Origin of the sequence: Streptomyces sp. M41, assembly GCF_043673425.1 — a bacterium.
GTDB lineage: Bacteria > Actinomycetota > Actinomycetes > Streptomycetales > Streptomycetaceae > Streptomyces.
The window spans coordinates 1-16,133 of sequence record NZ_JBIMKE010000053.1 but is presented as its reverse complement, the minus strand read 5'-3'; the positions used below and the strand labels follow the sequence as shown (position 1 = coordinate 16,133).

Sequence of the window (16,133 nt, the reverse complement as noted above, 5' to 3'; positions counted from 1 at the left end):
TTCCGATCCGATTTCCTCGGTGCTTTCCAGGTTCCCGCTCTCGCGTTTCCCTTTCCGGCGGTTCCGACTTTATCAGAAGTTTCGGACCGGTCTGACCGGCCACTCATTTCCGAAATCATCGGGGAGGCTTCTCGGGAATCGATGTTCCACTGAAGCAGACAGATACTCACTCCGCCCGGGTGGACTGTAACCCACTTCCAGGCAACTGTTCGAATCTACCTCCCCGCGCGCTCCGTGTCAACGGCTTTTGCGGGGCGGAGAGGAGACTAGCAGCTCAGCGGGCGTGCCCGCACATCAGGCCGCCGTGGGAACCGTGGCGCTGCGCTCGGCCGCCTCGACATCGCCCGTCTCACCCGCGCGGGCGGCACGGCCGCCCAGGACATAGACATAGGCCAAGAAGGCCAGTTCGGCAACGACCCCGATGGTGATGCGGGCGCAGGTGGGCAGGCCGGACGGGGTGACGAAGCCTTCGATGGCGCCGGAGACGAAGAGGACCAGGGCGAGGCCTATCGCCATGCCGATGGCGGCTCGGCCTTCCTCGGCGAGGGCTTGGCGCCTGCTGCGGGGGCCGGGGTCGATGAGGGTCCAGCCGAGCCGTAGCCCCGTGCCGGCGGCGACGAAGACCGCGGTCAGTTCGAGAAGACCGTGTGGGAGGACGAGGCCGAGAAACGTGTCCAGACGGCCTGCCGAGGACATGAGGCCGAAGCCGACCCCCAGGTTGAGCATGTTCTGGAAGAGGATCCAGAGCACCGGGAGGCCCAGGAAGACGCCCAGGATCAGGCAGAGGGCAGCGGCCCAGGCGTTGTTCGTCCAGACCTGGGCGGCGAAGGAGGCCGCCGGGTGGCTGGAGTAGTACGTCTCGTACTGGCCGCCGGGGCGGGTGAGCTCGCGCAGTTCGGCGGGGGCCGCGATCGTGGCCTGTACTTCGGGGTGGGTGCCGATCCACCAGCCCAGGAGAGCTGCGACGAGTGTGGAGAGCAGCGCCGTAGGTACCCACCAGTGGCGCGATCGGTAGACCGCGGCCGGGAAGCTGTGGGCGAGGAAGTGGGTGACGTCGCGCCAGGAGGCACGCCTTGTACCTGTCACGGCATTACGCGCGCGTGCCACGAGCTGGCTGAGACGGCCGGTCAGCTGAGGGTCCGGGGCGCTGGACTGGATCAGGGACAGGTGGGTCGCGGTGCGTTGGTAGAGCGCGACGAGTTCGTCGGCCTCGGCGCCCGTCAGTCGCCTGCGGCGCCCGAGCAGCGTTTCGAGGCGGTCCCACTCGGGTCGGTGGGCGGTGACGAAGACGTCGAGGTCCATCTGCTTTCCTGCTCCCCGGCTGTTCGTCGGCGACCCGTCGTAGGTGTCAGCTTGTCGTACTGCGGCGCGATGCGCCCTCAGCTTGGCAGACTGGCCGTTCCAGAGGCAGGTCAGGGGAAGGACGAACGGCGTGAGTGAGCTGGTGACGGGCGAGGCGGTGGCGCTGGAGTTGCGCCCTGCGAAGCTGCCCAGCAGGGCGCTTGCCGTGCTGCTCGATCTGGCTGTGGCCGTGATCGCCTATATCGTCGTGACCATCGGCGTGGTGGCCGCCACCGCTTCGCTGGACGAGGCGGCGCAGACGGCGCTGTCGATCGCGATGTTCGTTCTGCTGCTGGTCGGCGGGCCGATCGCGGTCGAGACACTCAGCCACGGACGCTCGCTCGGCAAGCTGGCCTGCGGGTTGCGCGTGGTGCGCGACGACGGCGGTCCGATCCGGTTCCGGCACGCGCTGGTCCGCGGGCTCATCGGTGTGATCGAGATTCTGATGACGCTCGGCGTCGTAGCCGTCATCGCTTCACTGGTGTCAGCGCGCGGGCGTCGGCTGGGGGATGTGTTCGCCGGGACCCTCGTCGTACGGGAACGGGTGCCCCTCGCGCAGACGGGCTTCGTTCCGCCGCCTCCGCCGTGGCTGGCCGGTCGGTTCTCAGGGCTTGATCTGTCGGCCGTGCCTGATGATCTGTGGCTGGCCGTCCGGCAGTACCTGACGCGGATGCAGCAACTCGACCCCCAGGTCGGCTGGAGCATGGCAGACAGGCTCGCGAGGGATGTCGCGGCGCGCACCGGTGCTCCGGCACCGCAGGGTGTGCCGCCGGCCGCATATTTGGCAGCGGTTCTGCACGAACGGCAGTCGCGGGAAGCGCGCCGCGCTTTCGGTAACAGGGCATACGGCGACGGCCCGTCGGCGATGCCGCCTGGCGCTGCGCCGCCCCCGTCTGCTGGGCCGCCCTCCCCTTATTCACCACCCCCGCCCGGTGCGGAGGGCGTGGAGGGCGTTCCTGCCGGTGGTCGGCCTTCCGGCCGGGCGGAGGGGGCTGGACCCCCTCCGGCTCAGCAAGCGGCTTCGGAGGCCCCGGCGCGGGCGCCGCAGGAAACGGCTCCGACCGACCGGTCCACGACCGGCTTCGTGCCACCGGCGTAGCCGCCTGCGGCGGTCGTCCGTCCGTCCGTCAGATGAACGTCGACGGCGGTGACTCCAGGTCCTCCAGCTCGATGCCGGGGGCTGCGAGAACCACGTCGCCCGCGATGTGTACGGCGTGCTGCTCCCCCGTGTCCAGGGCTGTGACCTGGTATTCGTCCACGGCCAGAGGGCCGTTGTCAGTGGCGTGTGTTTCTCTGTTCACCAGCGCCCAGGACTGGTCCACGGTGCGCGGGGCGAGGACCGGGTCCGTGAAGGCCAGGAGACGTACGCGGGTTGAGGAGTCGGAGGGGGTGAGGCGCAGGAGACGGGTGGTGGCGATGAGGAATGCGGGGGACGTCCCGGTGAAGGCGTGGGCGCGCACATTGCCTTCTGTGGCCTGAGCCCCGCTGGGGTCGGTGCGGACCCATGTGACGCCGTCCAGGGCGGCACCGCGCACCTGCCAGCCGCCGGCGTGGAGTTCGAGGCGGATGGGGCGGCCGAGTTCGTCCAGGGCGAGGTCGACGGAGCCGCTGTGATCGCCCGCGGGGGTGGTCAGCTGGGAGACGTAGCGCCAGCCGGAAGGGCCTGGGGCGCAGTGGAAGTGCTCTTCTGCGAGGGGGGTGTGATCATGCGGGTCGTGGAGCGAATAACGGCCGCGGGGCATCGGGGTCCTGGGTGGTGACGGGCTGATCCGGCCGTACGGGTCGGAGAAGCCGAACGGGCCGATGAGGCAGGCCCCCGGCACGGGGGTGCGGGGGCCTGCCTCGGAGGATCTGCTGCTGGCAGCGCGTCAGTGCACGGGCGCGCTCACTGGAAGCGGCCGTGCGTCCCGCGCGCTCCGGAGCTACCGCGAACCGCCGGCGCTGAAGGTTGCCGGGCGAGCCTCGCCGCCCGGCAACCTGGCTCGGGCGGCTCGGTTCAGCGGTGACCCGGAGCCGCTCGGAGCGCTTGCGGCACGGCTCAGTAGCGGTAGTGGTCCGGCTTGTACGGGCCCTCGACCTCGACGCCGATGTACGCGGCCTGCTCGGGGCGGAGCGTCGTCAGCTTCACGCCGAGCGAGTCCAGGTGGAGGCGCGCGACCTTCTCGTCCAGGTGCTTGGGCAGCGTGTACACACCGGTCGGGTAGGCGTCCGGCTTGGTGAACAGCTCGATCTGGGCCAGGGTCTGGTCCGCGAAGGAGTTGGACATCACGAAGGACGGGTGACCGGTGGCGTTGCCCAGGTTCAGCAGGCGGCCCTCGGAGAGGACGATCAGCACCTTGCCGTCGGGGTACGTCCAGGTGTGGACCTGCGGCTTGACCTCGTCCTTGACGATGCCCGGGGTCTTGGCGAGGCCGGCCATGTCGATCTCGTTGTCGAAGTGGCCGATGTTGCCGACGATCGCCTGGTGCTTCATCTTGGCCATGTCCGAGGCCATGATGATGTCCTTGTTACCGGTCGTGGTGATGAAGATGTCGGCCTTGTCGATGACCTCGTCGAGGGTCGTGACCTGGTAGCCGTCCATCGCCGCCTGGAGGGCGCAGATCGGGTCGATCTCGGTGATGATCACGCGGGCGCCCTGTCCGCGCAGGGACTCCGCGCAGCCCTTGCCCACGTCGCCGTAGCCGCAGACGACCGCGGTCTTGCCGCCGATCAGGACGTCGGTGGCGCGGTTGATGCCGTCGATCAGGGAGTGGCGGCAGCCGTACTTGTTGTCGAACTTCGACTTGGTGACGGCGTCGTTGACGTTGATCGCCGGGAAAAGGAGGGTGCCGTCGCGCTGCATCTCGTACAGGCGGTGGACGCCGGTCGTGGTCTCCTCGGTCACGCCGCGGATCTCGGAGGACAGCTGGGTCCACTTCTGCGAGCCGTCCGTGATGGTGCGGTGCAGGAGTTCGAGGATGACGCGGTGCTCGTCGGACTCGGCGGTGTCGACGGCCGGGACCTTGCCGTCCTTCTCGTACTCGACGCCCTTGTGGACCAGGAGGGTGGCGTCACCGCCGTCGTCCAGGATCATGTTCGGGCCGCCGGTGGGGCTGTCCGGCCAGGTCAGGGCCTGCTCCGTGCACCACCAGTACTCCTCCAGGGTCTCGCCCTTCCAGGCGAAGACCGGGATGCCCTGGGGGTTGTCGGGCGTGCCGTTCGGGCCGACGGCGATCGCGGCGGCGGCGTGGTCCTGGGTGGAGAAGATGTTGCAGGAGGCCCAGCGGACCTGGGCGCCGAGGGCGGCCAGGGTCTCGATGAGGACGGCCGTCTGCACGGTCATGTGCAGGGAGCCGGTGATGCGGGCGCCGGCCAGGGGCTGCGCCTCGGCGTACTCCTTGCGGATCGCCATCAGGCCGGGCATCTCGTGCTCGGCGAGGGTGATCTCCTTGCGGCCGAAGTCGGCCAGGGAGAGGTCGGCGACCTTGAAGTCCTGTCGGTTCTCGACAGTCGTCATTACGAGCTGCTCCTCGGGGTTGGGTCGAGGGTGGGTACGGCTGGTCTGCGCGGCGGCGGACACAGGGGTGCCCGAGGAGGACACAGGCATGCCCGCGTGCGCGCAGCGCAGTCCGTCGGAGGCCCTCTCTCCCTCGGCCGGTCCGTCGGGGACCGCCCGACCGCCATCAGCAGCGACGTCTGGCTCTGTCCCAAGCTACACCGGGAGGCCCGGCCGCCCCCAGTCCGTCTCCGAACAGATCGCGCCATCGAGAGGATCGCCGCGATGGGACGGAGATCGCGATGGGACGGAGATCGCGATTGGACGGAGATCGCGATTGGACGGAGATCGCGATTGGACGGAGATCGCGATGGACCGGAGCCATGGAGCAGAGCAGTGGAGCAGAGCAGTGGAGCGGAGCCATGGCTTGGGAGCCACGCGACGGGAGACATGGACGGAGTCATGGACGTCGCGAGGGGAGGTGCGAGGTGCGGGGCGATAACAGGACACCAACGAACGGTCAGCAGGAGGGGGCAAAGCAGGGCGTTCAGGAATTTTCGGGGCTTTGAGCTTGGGGCGACGTGGTGCAGGATGCCCAGGAGATCGGGACATCTGATCGATCTTGCGGGTCGTCCGGGACGGCGATTCCGTATGACGAAGGCGTTAGGAGATCGACGTGACCAGTCCGGCCGGCCCTCCCCCCACGGGCAGCGGCGGTGGCGAGCAGAAGCGGTTGAAGCTGCTCGCGGTGACCGCATGCCCGACCGGCATCGCCCATACGTACATGGCGGCCGAGAAGCTCGCGCAGGCTGCCGAGAGCCGCGGTATCGACATGAAGGTGGAGACGCAAGGATCCATCGGGGCTGAAAACGTCCTCGATGACAACGATGTCAAACATGCGGACGGTGTCATCGTCGCAGCGGACAAGGACGTGGACCTGAGCCGTTTCGCCGGCAAGCGGGTTCTGACGGTCGGGGTGGCCGAGGGCATTCGCCACCCCGAGCAGCTGATCGAGCGGGTGCTGTCGGCGCCCGTGCATGCGGAAGGGGGCGCCCCCAAGGCCCCTGCCACCGGTGGCGGCAAGGAGCGCAGCGTCGGGTACAAGGCGCTGATGAACGGGGTCAGTTACATGATCCCGTTCGTCGTGGTCGGCGGGCTGCTGATCGCGATCTCGCTCTCGCTGGGCGGACACACGGACCCCTCCGGCGGTCTGGTCATCCCGAAGGACTCCTTCTGGATGGACGTGAACAACATCGGGGTCATCGGCTTCACGCTGATGGTGCCGATTCTGTCCGGTTATATCGCGTACGCCATCGGGGACCGGCCCGCCCTTGTGCCAGGCATGATCGGCGGCTGGATCGCCAACACCGGTGAGCTGTACGACTCCAAGGCGGGGGCCGGGTTCATCGGGGCGATCGTGACCGGGTTCCTCGCCGGGTATCTGGTCTTGTGGATCAAGAAGATCAAGGTTCCGAAGTTCGCGCAGCCGATCATGCCGATCATCGTGATCCCGATCGTGGCGACCACGGCGCTCGGGCTGTTCTTCATCTACGTCATCGGCAAGCCGATCTCCTGGGTGTTCGAGAACCTGACCGACTGGCTCAGCGGGATGACCGGTACGAGCGCCATCCTGCTCGGCGCGATTCTGGGGCTCATGATCGCGTTCGACATGGGCGGGCCGGTCAACAAGACGGCGTTCCTGTTCGGCGCGGGCCTCATCGCGACCGGCAACCAGACGGTCATGGGCATGTGCGCGGCGGCGATTCCGGTCATGCCGCTGGGGCAGGGCCTGGCCACGCTGATACGAAAGCGGCTGTACACCGAGCAGGAGCGGGAGACCGGGTTCGCCTCGCTGTTCATGGGGTGCTTCGGCATCTCCGAGGGCGCGATCCCGTTCGCCGCGGCGCGGCCCGCGCAGGTCATCCCGGCCAACATGCTCGGCGGCGCGGTCGCCGGTGCGATCGCCGGGGTGGCCGGCGTGGAGGACGCGGTGCCGCATGGCGGGCCGATCGTGGCGGTGCTGGGCGCGGTGAGCGGCGTACCGATGTTCTTCGTGGCCGTGGTGATCGGCTCGGTGGTCACCGCGCTGACGACGGTCGCCCTGGTCGACGTGAGTGAGCGCCGGCGGCGCGGGGAGGCGACCGTCGCTTCGGGTACGGCCGTATCCGAGCCGGCGCTGGTCGGCGCGGGCGTCGGTGCGCCGGGTGCCGGGGGTGCCGTAGCGCGGGAGGGTGTGGGCGAGTTGGCGGTGACCGCCGTGCCCGCTCAGTCCGGGCGTTCGGAGGGCGGGGCGGACGGCACCGCTGCCGGACCGGACGAACCGGAGGCCGAGAGCGGTGACATCGCCGGCGAGGTTCTCTCCGGTCACCTCACTGGGCAGACGGTGACGGTCGCGTTGGACTCCGAGGACAAGGAGTCCGCGATCCGGGAGATGGCCGAACTGCTGGCGCGCAGCGGAAGGGTCGCGGATGTGGACCAGCTCGTGGCCACGGCGCTTCGGCGTGAGGCGCAGGGCACTACCGGGCTCGGGGAGGAGATCGCGATTCCGCATGCCAAGACCGATGCGGTGACCGCGCCGGTCGTCGGTTTCGCGCGGTCCGCGGAGGGCGTCGAGTGGGGCTCGCTGGACGGTACGAAGGCGAGGCTGGTGTTCATGATCGCCGTACCTGAGGCCGCCGCGGGTGACGAGCATCTGCGGATTCTTGCCCTGTTGTCACGCCAGTTGATGGATGCCGGGTTCCGGGAGCGGCTGTTGGCCGCGCCGGACGCGGCGGCGGTGCTCGGGGTACTGCGCGAGGTCGGGTAGCGGGTCGAGGGGGGGTCGGGTCGGGGGGCGGCTCGGTCGCGGGTGGCGACCGGTGGGCCCGCGTCCGGAAGCGGGCGCGGGCCCCGACAGCACCCGTCGCCGATCGGCTGCGGACCCACGCGGCGCCCGAACGGGTCGGCTGGGCTCTGCGCTCGGGTGAGGCAGGCGTGGTGTCCTCGACGGCGCTCGGCTAGGCGCAGCCCGCATACCGAGGTTGACGCCGGCGTACGGTCCGGGCGACGACCGGGCCGTCTACGAGCGGATCGACGCGAGCGAAGTACGGCGCGGGGACGCCGTGGTTCTCGGCGCCGGACCGGCACGGCGGCGACCGGCTGGTGAGGGCGCGTGTCATCGGGGTGGGCGGCGACCAGGTGACGTGCGGCGCGGGCGCGGGCGGGGGCGCGGACACGCGCGTCTGTGTGAACGGAGAGCCGCTGCAGGAGCCGTATCTGAAGAGCCCGGACGTCGGCCGCGGATTCCGGGACGGCCTTCTACGCCGTGCGGTTCCCGGAGGGGCGGCTGTTCATGCTGGGCGGCAACCGCGGGAACGCCTGGGACGCGCGGGCCTTCCCCGGCGACCGGGGCGGGTCGCTTCCGGGGTCCACGATGCGGGGGCGCGGATCGAGGCCCGCGCCGTGCCCGCCCTACTCGGGACAGCGGTGCTTCTCGGTGTCCTGCTGGTGCTGGCCGGGGTCGGTCCGGGTATCGGCGCCGTGGTCGTACGGCGGCGGGCGCGGGCCGCGGTGCCGCACCCGCCGCCGTACGGCCGTGCGGGTCTGAACAGGCGGTCGTAGAAGCCACCGGGGCCCGCCGAGTGACTCGGCGGGCCCCGGTGGCCGTTCGGGCAGCGTTCTGTGGGACGTCAGTGGTCGGTGTCGGTCGGCGCCGGGCCGCCGGGGGTCGCCTCGCGGTCCGGGCCCTTGGCGGCCTCGGCCTCGCTGTAGATGTCGGGCTCGAGGTAGATCGCGCGGGCGATCGGCACGGCGGTGCGGATGCGGGACTCGGCGGCGTCGATGGCGGAGGCGACCTCGGCCGCCGTGGCCTCGCGCTGGACGGCGATCTTGGCGGCGACGAGGAGTTCCTCGGGGCCGACGTGCAGCGTGCGCATGTGGATGACGCGGGTGACCGTGTCGCCGTCGACGGCGGCTGCGGCGATCTTCTCGGTCTCCTCCGGGCCCGCCGACTCGCCGAGCAGCAGCGACTTGGTCTCGATGGCCAGGACGACCGCGATCAGGACGAGCAGGACGCCGATGCAGATGGTGCCGATGCCGTCCCAGACGCTGTCGCCGGTGATCAGGGCCAGGCCGACGCCGCCCAGGGCGAGGATTAGACCGACCAGCGCGCCGAGGTCTTCGAGGAGCACGACGGGCAGCTCGGGTGCCTTGGCGTGGCGGACGAACTCCTTCCAGGACTTCTTGCCCCGCAGGGCGTTCGACTCCTTGATGGCCGTGCGGAAGGAGAAGGTCTCGGCGATGATCGCGAAGACGAGAACGCCGACCGGCCAGTACCAGTGCTCGATCTCGTGCGGGTGCTTGATCTTCTCGTAGCCCTCGTACAGGGCGAACATGCCGCCGACCGAGAACAGGATGATCGAGACGAGGAAGGCGTAGATGTAGCGCTCGCGGCCGTAGCCGAAGGGGTGCTGCGGGGTCGCCTCGCGCTTGGCCTTCTTGCCGCCGACCAGCAGCAGGGCCTGGTTGCCGGAGTCGGCGAGCGAGTGCACGCCTTCGGCGAGCATCGACGACGAGCCGCTGAACGCGAACGCGACGAACTTCGCTGCCGCGATCGCGAGATTGGCGGCGAGTGCCGCCACGATCGCCTTGGTACCGCCTGACGCGCTCATGTGTCGCGTTGTCCCTTCGACTTCGGAGCCTGCGGAGCTTTCAACCTGCGGAGCCTTCAGATGCCTTGGGGGCTCAAGATGCCTTGGAGGCGCTTCATTGCTTCCCTGGCTTCCCTGGCTTCAGAGGCTTCGTGGCTTGTGTACGGACGCCGTCCGGGCGTCGCAGCGAGGAGCTTGCGCACCCCGGTCGGCTTTGCCCGTCCTTTGCCGGTGGGCCATTGTTGCAGCCCGGTACGACAATGGCTCGCCGGGTCGTGCGAAGCCTCGGTCAGGCGACGACCGTGGCCCGGAAGACCGTACCGGCACCGGACACTTCGGCTTTTTCACCCGCCGGGACGAAGACCGACCGGCCGGGGGTCAGGTCGTGTTCCCCGGCGCGGACGGCGCCCGCCGTGCAGAGCAGGATCTGCGGGGTGGCGCGCGTGAGGTCGTGGGCGGTGGTGCCCTCGGGGAGGACGAAGCGGGACAGCCGGAACTCGTCGATCGGGGTCTCGTAGACCTCCTCGCCGTCCGGGGTCGCCTCCGGGCGCAGCACGCCCGGGTCGCCGGCCTCGAAACGGACGATGCGCAGGAGTTCGGGGACGTCGACGTGCTTGGGGGTCAGACCGCAGCGCAGGACGTTGTCGGAGTTGGCCATGATCTCGACGCCGAGGCCGCTGAGGTAGGCGTGCGGAATGCCGGCGCCGAGGAACAGGGCCTCGCCGGGCTGGAGTCGGACGTGGTTGAGGAGCATCGCGGCGATGACGCCGGGGTCGCCCGGGTAGTGGTGGGCGATGTCGGCGTAGGGGGCGTAGTCGCCGCCGAGGCGGGAGCAGGCCGCCGCGGCCTCGGCGACGGTGTGGGCCATGTCGTCCGGGTCGGCGGTGAGGATCGCGGTGAGCACCTCGCGCAGGGCCGCGTCCTCGGGGTGGGCGTGCAGGACGTCGACGTACGGCTTGAGGGAGTCGATGCCGAGGCCCTCCAGCAGGTCGGCGGCCCGGACCGGGTCGCGGAAGCCGCACAGGCCGTCGAACTCGGTGAGCGCGCAGATCAGTTCGGGCTTGTGGTTGGCGTCCTTGTAGTTGCGGTGGCCGGCGTCCACCGGGATGTTGCGACGCTCCTCGTCCTCGTACCCCTCCTTCGCCTGCTCGAGATCGGGGTGCACCTGGAGGGAGAGCGGGGCTCCGGCGGCGAGGATCTTGAGCAGGAAGGGCAGGCGGGGACCGAACTTCGCCACGGCCGCCGCGCCCAGCTCGCGCTCCGGGTCGGCCTCGATGACCTCGACCAGCGTGCCGCGCTCGGTGCGCGAGGGGGCGCCCGGGTGCGCGCCCATCCACATCTCCGCCTGCGGTTCGCCGGTCGGTTCGACGCCGAGGAGCTTCGGGATCGCGGTGGTGGAACCCCAGGCGTAGGGGCGGACGGTGTTGTCGAGGCGGTCCATGCGGTTCTCTGTCTGCTCTCTGTCCGGGATGCGGGTTCTCGTCCGGTCTTCGGTGGGACGTCGTCCGCCTGGGGCGGCGCCGGTTCGTGGCGTCCGGCTGCCGGGTTCCCAGTCCGTACGGCGCTCACGGCGTCCCGGGATAGATCAGGCTCCCGAGGCGAGCGCCAGGTAAACGGCGGCGAAATCCGTGATGGCGATCAGTTCCGCGAGGGTCTCCAGCTCGCCGCCCTCATCCGGTTCCAGTTCGCTGATCGGCGTGTCGTGGCTCAGGGCCAGGTCACGGGCCGCGGGCGCGGCGGTGAGACCACCCATCGGGCGGTCGCGAAGCAGCACCACGCGCGCGTGCAGGGCGGGAGGCTCCTCCACGCGGTCGCGGAAGAAGTCGTCGGGGTCGGCGCTCGCCGCGAGCGGCCCAGCGAGGAGGGCGCTGTGCGAGGCGAGGGCCTCGGGCAGTTCGGCCACCAGGGCCGGGTGGCCGGAGAGTTCGGCGAGCGCGGCGGCGAAACGGCGTCCTGCCGGGCCGGCGGAGACGCCCTCGGTCCAGATCAGCGGGAGGGTGTCGGAGAGTTCGGCGGCCAGGGTCTTCGCGGGGTTGCTGTAGGTCGCGATGGCGGGGCCGCAGCGTTCGGCGACGAGGTCGAGGCGGTCGGCGACCTTCTCCAGGGCGTCGGACGGGGCGGAGAGCATCCCGGTGCGGTCGAGCAGCGCCAGGAGCGGGGTGAGCAGCGCCCACAGGACGCCGGGGGAGGAGGCGGTAAGGGCCTCGTCCTGCTCGTACGGAGCGGTCGCCATCGGCACGAACAGCCCGTGGTTGCCGTGTACCCCCTCGGTGAGCGGGGTGCCGGTGGGGGCCACGGCGACGACCGTGCAGCCGCGGCGGTACGCCTGCTCGGCGAGCAGGGACAGGCCCGGTTCGGTGCCGTCGGGCGTGGCGATCAGCAGCAGGTCCACGGAGCCGGCCCAGCCGGGCAGTTCCCAGCGCAGGGCGCCCGCGGCGGGGGCGACACCGGTGGGGGCCAGCCGGGTGACCGGGCTGGTGGCGCCGGCGAGCGTGCCGAGGAGGTCGGCTGCGCAGATGGCGGCGGCGCCGGGACCCGCGATGAGGATGGCGCGGGGGCGGCCGTCGGGTTTGAGGTCGTGGACGCCGGCCTCGACGGCGTGCCGGGCGGCGGTGCGGACGCGGGCGCCGGCTTCGGCCGCGCCGCGGAGCAGGGCACGCTGGTCGGCCTCGGCGAGCGCCTCCGGCGTGTCGAGCAGCGATTCGTCGAGCATGGGCGGGAGCCTCCGATCGCCGGGGCGGGTGGGTCGGGGTCTTGCGGGGGTCCCAGGGGTGCGCTCGGCTCGCCTGCGGCCCGGTGTCGGCGTCGGCCGTCGTGGCGTCCGAGCCGAGCCGAGTCCGCCCGTCGAGGCCGGTCGCCGAAGCCGGTCGCCGGTGGCCAACGGCCGATGACGGTGGTGCCGGGGGCCAGTGGCGGTGGCCGGGGTCGGCGGCGGCCGGGGCCCGTCAGGCCGGGCGGCGGGCCTCGTCCACGAGCAGGACGGGGATGCCGTCGCGGACGGGGTACGCGAGGCCGCAGTCCTGGCCGGTGCAGATCAGCTCGGCGTCCTGCTCCTTGAGCGGGGCGTGACAGGCCGGGCAGGCGAGGATCTCCAGGAGGCCGGCTTCCAGCGGCATGGCGGGGGTCCCTTCTGGGGTGGTTTGTGAGGTACGTGCGTGTGTGCGGATGTGCCTGGTCAGCGTACCGCCGGAGGGGGCGGGGTGCCGGGGTTGGGCGGGTTCGGGGCGTGGGCCTGAACAGGGGTTCGGGCGGTGGGGCGATCGGCGTCGGGAGTATTTCCCACCCGGGGTTCGCCCGTCGAGAGTTCGCCCACCGGGAGTTCGCCCGCCAGGGATCTCCCACCAGGGGATCTCCCATCAGGGGATCTCCCATCAGGGGATCCACCAGGAGATCCCCCGCCAGCGGATCCCCGCCAGCGGTTCCGCCAGGATCTCCCGCCAGCGGTTCTCCGCCAGGGATCTCGCCCCAAGCCCCTACGCCTCCGTCGCGTCCGGCCCAGTGCGATTCCGCCCGTACGGTGCCGCCCCATCCGGTTCCGCTCCCTCGGGGGCCCGTCCCGCCCCCCAGAGGCCGCCGGCCCACCGGCCCCGCCCCTCGGGAGCCGCTCAGGCCCGGATGATGCCCAGCACCTCGTCCCGCACCTTCGCCATCGTCGCCTCGTCGCGGGCCTCCGCGTTCAGGCGGAGCAGCGGCTCCGTGTTGGACGGGCGGACGTTGAACCACCAGTCGGCGGCGGTCACCGTCAGGCCGTCGAGCTCGTCCAGTTCCACGCCGTCCTGGCCCGCGTACGTAGCCTTGATGGCGGCGAGGCGGTCCGCCTGGTCGGCGACCGTGGAGTTGATCTCGCCGGAGCCGGTGTAGCGGTCGTACTGGGCGACCAGCTCGGACAGCGGGCCCTCCTGGCCGCCGAGGGCCGCCAGGACGTGGAGGGCGGCCAGCATGCCCGTATCGGCGTTCCAGAAGTCACGGAAGTAGTAGTGGGCGGAGTGCTCGCCGCCGAAGATCGCACCGGACTTCGCCATCTCGGCCTTGATGAAGGAGTGGCCGACGCGGGTGCGGACCGGCGTGCCGCCGTTCTCCTTCACGACTTCCGGGACCGACCAGGACGTGATCAGGTTGTGGATGATCGTGCCCTTGCCGCCGTGCTTGGCGAGTTCGCGGGAGGCGACCAGGGCGGTGATGGCGGACGGGGAGACCGGGGCGCCGTGCTCGTCGACGACGAAGCAGCGGTCGGCGTCGCCGTCGAAGGCGATGCCGAGGTCCGCGGACTCCTCGCGGACCCGCTGCTGGAGGTCCACGATGTTCGCCGGGTCCAGCGGGTTCGCCTCGTGGTTCGGGAAGGTGCCGTCGAGCTCGAAGTACATCGGGACGAGGGTGAGGGGCAGGCCGGCGAAGACCGTGGGGACGGTGTGGCCGCCCATGCCGTTGCCCGCGTCGACGACGACCTTCAGGGGGCGGATGGAGGTCAGGTCGACGAGGGAACGCAGGTGGGACGCGTAGTCCTTCAACGTGTCGCGCTGCGTGATCGTGCCCGTCCGGGCGGTCGGTGCCGGCGCACCCGACTCGGTCCAGCCCTCGACCAGTTCACGGATCTGCGCGAGGCCGGTGTCCTGGCCGACGGGGGCCGCGCCGGAGCGGCACATCTTGATGCCGTTGTACTGCGCCGGGTTGTGCGAGGCCGTGAACATCGCACCGGGGAGGTCGAACGCGCCCGAGGCGTAGTACAGCTGGTCCGTCGAGCACAGGCCGATCTCGGTGACGTCGACGCCCTGGGCCGCCGCGCCGCGCGCGAAGGCGCGGGACAGGCCGGGCGACGAGGGGCGCATGTCGTGGCCGATCACGATCGCGCTCGCGCCGGTCACCTGTACGAAGGCGGCCCCGAAGAGCTCGGCCAGCGGCTCGTCCCACTGGTCCGGGACGACGCCGCGTACGTCGTACGCCTTCACGAGCTGTGACAGATCAGCAGCCACGGCCAACCCTCCTGAAAGTTCTGTCGGTCACCCCAAACTACCCGCCCTCACCGACAGTGCGCTGTGCGCCCACGGAGTGGACCCACAGCGCACTTTTGGCGACGGCCAGGAGTGCGGCGACAGCGGCCTGTCCGGAGAGGTTCATGAAGCATGCGATCACGGTCAGGACGGCGAACCGCAACTCGTGCACGGCCGCGGCCCATTCCGACGATCAACGCGTACGGAGCGTAGGTCCAGGTCCTCGCTGCGCGCGCCGGCCAGGGCAGCGCCGATGTCGGCGAGTTGCACCACACAAGAACCAACCGCCCAGCAGTCGCAGGTCAGTTGTCGGGAGAACGCAGCACCCTCAGATGGCCCCGCCGCGCGACCTCCATCGGGTCGGCCGCACGTGCTCCACCGCCCCCGGCCTCGGCCGCCCGCTGCTGCGGACGCGCCGCCTCACGCACGGCGTTGGCAAGCGCTTCCAGGTCGTCCCCGCTCGGACGGGCCGGAGCCGAGCCGTCCAACAGCCGTACGACCTCCCACCCACGAGGGGCGGTCAGGCGCTCCGAGTGCTCGGCGCACAGGTCGTAGCAGTGGGGTTCGGCGTAGGTGGCGAGCGGGCCGAGGACCGCGGTCGAGTCGGCGTAGACGTACGTCAGCGTCGCTACGGCGGGACGGCCGCAAGCGGTGCGCGAACAGCGACGTACAGGGCTCACGACGTTGGACGGTACCGCACTCTTGAGCGGGCCGCGACGACTCTCCCCCAGGTCACCCCACCGTGTCGTGTTGTGAAACACCCCACACGCCCCTTTCACCTCAAGCCACTGACCTGCGCGGGAACCTTCTTGCAAGATCCGACCCCCCTCCGAAACCGGTCACCACTCGGCACAAACCACATCAATAACCTCGAGCTCACCGGTCTCGGAGAGATACGGAAACGAGCCCAACCTTGGCTGGAATGGTCATCCGCCGACATGCCGTGCCGACGGGTGGAGGTCACCCGGACCACACCCCTGGGATCCGCCATGCGGCCCGCGCGGGGACTACCCTTCACCAGTGATGGACACCCCTGTACCGCCCCGTGCCGTCGGCCCCGGGCCCCGCCGCCGTGATCGCCACGGCCGGGGTATGCGCGGCCCCATCGCACCGCCCCAGGTCCCCCTCGCCGCGAGCCGCGCGGACGCCTTCGCCGACCTGGTGCAGGACTCGGTGGAACGCCTCGAACGCCGCTGGCCACAGCTCGCCGACATCGATTTCCTGGTCCTGGAGGTCCCCCGCCTGGACGGCCCCGGCCACACCTGGAACGACGAGGCGGTCCCCCTGGGCGGCACCATCGCCGCCCGCGAGGGCCGCCCCGCGCGGGTGGTCATCTATCGCCGCCCGGTGGAGATCCGCACCAAGGGCCGCGACGAGCGAGCGGCACTGGTCCACGAGGTGGTCGTGGAACAGGTGGCCGAGCTATTGGGCCTGACACCGGAGACGGTGGACCCCCGCTACGGCGAGGACTGACAGCACGGCCCGCCCCCGCGGCGGGCAAGCCGTCGACGGCGAGCACGCCCACGGCGTGGGGGGGCACCCCGTACGACGGGTCAGCCGCCGACAGCGCAAGCACGCCACGACCGGCGCGCACCCCGTACGGCGGTGCAGCCGCGTACGGCGAGAAGGGGCCGGGGTGGGGGGTGTCCGCCCGCAGCGGCCGGCGTCAAGAACCGCACCACTCATCAAGGCCCAACCGCC

Annotated in this window: 14 protein-coding genes; 4 read left to right on the top strand and 10 right to left on the bottom strand. The window is 70.8% G+C overall.

Annotation, left to right across the window (positions count from 1 at the left end):
• Positions 1–294 precede the first annotated feature (294 nt).
• A complete protein-coding gene (locus tag ACHBTE_RS35245) occupies positions 295–1,302 on the bottom strand; it encodes a stage II sporulation protein M (protein ID WP_394729754.1) in 1,008 nt (335 codons plus the stop codon).
• A gap of 130 nt (positions 1,303–1,432) precedes the next feature.
• Here ACHBTE_RS35245 and ACHBTE_RS35240 point away from each other — a divergent pair, with 130 nt between their 5' ends.
• The gene (locus ACHBTE_RS35240; RefSeq protein WP_394729752.1) at positions 1,433–2,440 is read left to right on the top strand and encodes an RDD family protein; all 1,008 of its coding nucleotides are present in this window, start codon (positions 1,433–1,435) and stop codon (positions 2,438–2,440) included.
• Between the two features lie 28 nt (positions 2,441–2,468).
• Here ACHBTE_RS35240 and ACHBTE_RS35235 read toward each other — a convergent pair whose 3' ends face one another.
• Both ACHBTE_RS35235 and ahcY read right to left on the bottom strand, forming a co-directional pair.
• The gene (locus tag ACHBTE_RS35235) at positions 2,469–3,083 is read right to left on the bottom strand and encodes a hypothetical protein (RefSeq protein WP_394729750.1); all 615 of its coding nucleotides are present in this window, start codon (positions 3,081–3,083) and stop codon (positions 2,469–2,471) included.
• A 296-nt stretch (positions 3,084–3,379) separates the two neighbouring features.
• Entirely contained in the window at positions 3,380–4,837 is a 1,458-nt protein-coding gene (ahcY, locus tag ACHBTE_RS35230; RefSeq protein ID WP_394729748.1) for an adenosylhomocysteinase, read from the bottom strand.
• A gap of 655 nt (positions 4,838–5,492) precedes the next feature.
• Here ahcY and ACHBTE_RS35225 point away from each other — a divergent pair.
• Together ACHBTE_RS35225 and ACHBTE_RS35220 are read left to right on the top strand one after the other, a co-directional pair.
• The gene (locus tag ACHBTE_RS35225) at positions 5,493–7,622 is read left to right on the top strand and encodes a fructose-specific PTS transporter subunit EIIC (protein WP_394729746.1); all 2,130 of its coding nucleotides are present in this window, start codon (positions 5,493–5,495) and stop codon (positions 7,620–7,622) included.
• Between the two features lie 659 nt (positions 7,623–8,281).
• Entirely contained in the window at positions 8,282–8,416 is a 135-nt protein-coding gene (locus ACHBTE_RS35220) for a hypothetical protein (protein ID WP_394729744.1), read from the top strand.
• A gap of 68 nt (positions 8,417–8,484) precedes the next feature.
• On the opposite strand, the gene ACHBTE_RS35215 is transcribed toward ACHBTE_RS35220, so the two are convergent.
• The 7 genes from ACHBTE_RS35215 to ACHBTE_RS35185 form a co-directional block, all read right to left on the bottom strand.
• The gene (locus ACHBTE_RS35215) at positions 8,485–9,465 is read right to left on the bottom strand and encodes a cation diffusion facilitator family transporter (RefSeq protein WP_394729742.1); all 981 of its coding nucleotides are present in this window, start codon (positions 9,463–9,465) and stop codon (positions 8,485–8,487) included.
• Positions 9,466–9,733: 268 nt separating this feature from the next.
• Positions 9,734–10,885 carry a mannose-6-phosphate isomerase, class I gene (gene manA / locus ACHBTE_RS35210; protein WP_394729740.1) on the bottom strand — a complete coding sequence of 384 codons (1,152 nt, stop codon included), beginning with the start codon at positions 10,883–10,885 and terminating at the stop codon, positions 9,734–9,736.
• 144 nt (positions 10,886–11,029) lie between these two features.
• A complete protein-coding gene (locus tag ACHBTE_RS35205) occupies positions 11,030–12,157 on the bottom strand; it encodes an SIS domain-containing protein (RefSeq protein ID WP_394729738.1) in 1,128 nt (375 codons plus the stop codon).
• Positions 12,158–12,389: 232 nt separating this feature from the next.
• Positions 12,390–12,560 (bottom strand): Trm112 family protein, encoded by a 171-nt coding sequence (locus ACHBTE_RS35200; RefSeq protein WP_020940431.1) that lies wholly within the window; start codon positions 12,558–12,560, stop codon positions 12,390–12,392.
• Between the two features lie 489 nt (positions 12,561–13,049).
• The gene (locus ACHBTE_RS35195; RefSeq protein ID WP_394729736.1) at positions 13,050–14,414 is read right to left on the bottom strand and encodes a phosphomannomutase/phosphoglucomutase; all 1,365 of its coding nucleotides are present in this window, start codon (positions 14,412–14,414) and stop codon (positions 13,050–13,052) included.
• A gap of 37 nt (positions 14,415–14,451) precedes the next feature.
• Positions 14,452–14,604, bottom strand: coding sequence for a hypothetical protein (locus tag ACHBTE_RS35190; RefSeq protein ID WP_394729734.1), 153 nt, complete (start codon positions 14,602–14,604; stop codon positions 14,452–14,454).
• 130 nt (positions 14,605–14,734) lie between these two features.
• Positions 14,735–15,112, bottom strand: a complete 378-nt coding sequence (locus tag ACHBTE_RS35185) for a DUF3499 domain-containing protein (RefSeq protein WP_061919307.1) — start codon at positions 15,110–15,112, stop codon at positions 14,735–14,737.
• A gap of 343 nt (positions 15,113–15,455) precedes the next feature.
• Between ACHBTE_RS35185 and ACHBTE_RS35180 the strand changes: the two genes are divergently transcribed.
• The gene (locus ACHBTE_RS35180) at positions 15,456–15,905 is read left to right on the top strand and encodes a metallopeptidase family protein (RefSeq protein WP_394729756.1); all 450 of its coding nucleotides are present in this window, start codon (positions 15,456–15,458) and stop codon (positions 15,903–15,905) included.
• Positions 15,906–16,133 lie beyond the last annotated feature (228 nt).

What these genes read in the sequence shown, in the direction of transcription:
- ACHBTE_RS35245 (WP_394729754.1), bottom strand. Translation starts at nt 1,302, where the DNA reads ATGGACCTCGACGTCTTCGTCACCGCCCACCGACCCGAGTGGGACCGC.
- ACHBTE_RS35235 (WP_394729750.1), bottom strand. Translation starts at nt 3,083, where the DNA reads ATGCCCCGCGGCCGTTATTCGCTCCACGACCCGCATGATCACACCCCC.
- ahcY (WP_394729748.1), bottom strand. Translation starts at nt 4,837, where the DNA reads ATGACGACTGTCGAGAACCGACAGGACTTCAAGGTCGCCGACCTCTCC.
- ACHBTE_RS35215 (WP_394729742.1), bottom strand. Translation starts at nt 9,465, where the DNA reads ATGAGCGCGTCAGGCGGTACCAAGGCGATCGTGGCGGCACTCGCCGCC.
- manA (WP_394729740.1), bottom strand. Translation starts at nt 10,885, where the DNA reads ATGGACCGCCTCGACAACACCGTCCGCCCCTACGCCTGGGGTTCCACC.
- ACHBTE_RS35205 (WP_394729738.1), bottom strand. Translation starts at nt 12,157, where the DNA reads ATGCTCGACGAATCGCTGCTCGACACGCCGGAGGCGCTCGCCGAGGCC.
- ACHBTE_RS35200 (WP_020940431.1), bottom strand. Translation starts at nt 12,560, where the DNA reads ATGCCGCTGGAAGCCGGCCTCCTGGAGATCCTCGCCTGCCCGGCCTGT.
- ACHBTE_RS35180 (WP_394729756.1), top strand. Translation starts at nt 15,456, where the DNA reads ATGGACACCCCTGTACCGCCCCGTGCCGTCGGCCCCGGGCCCCGCCGC.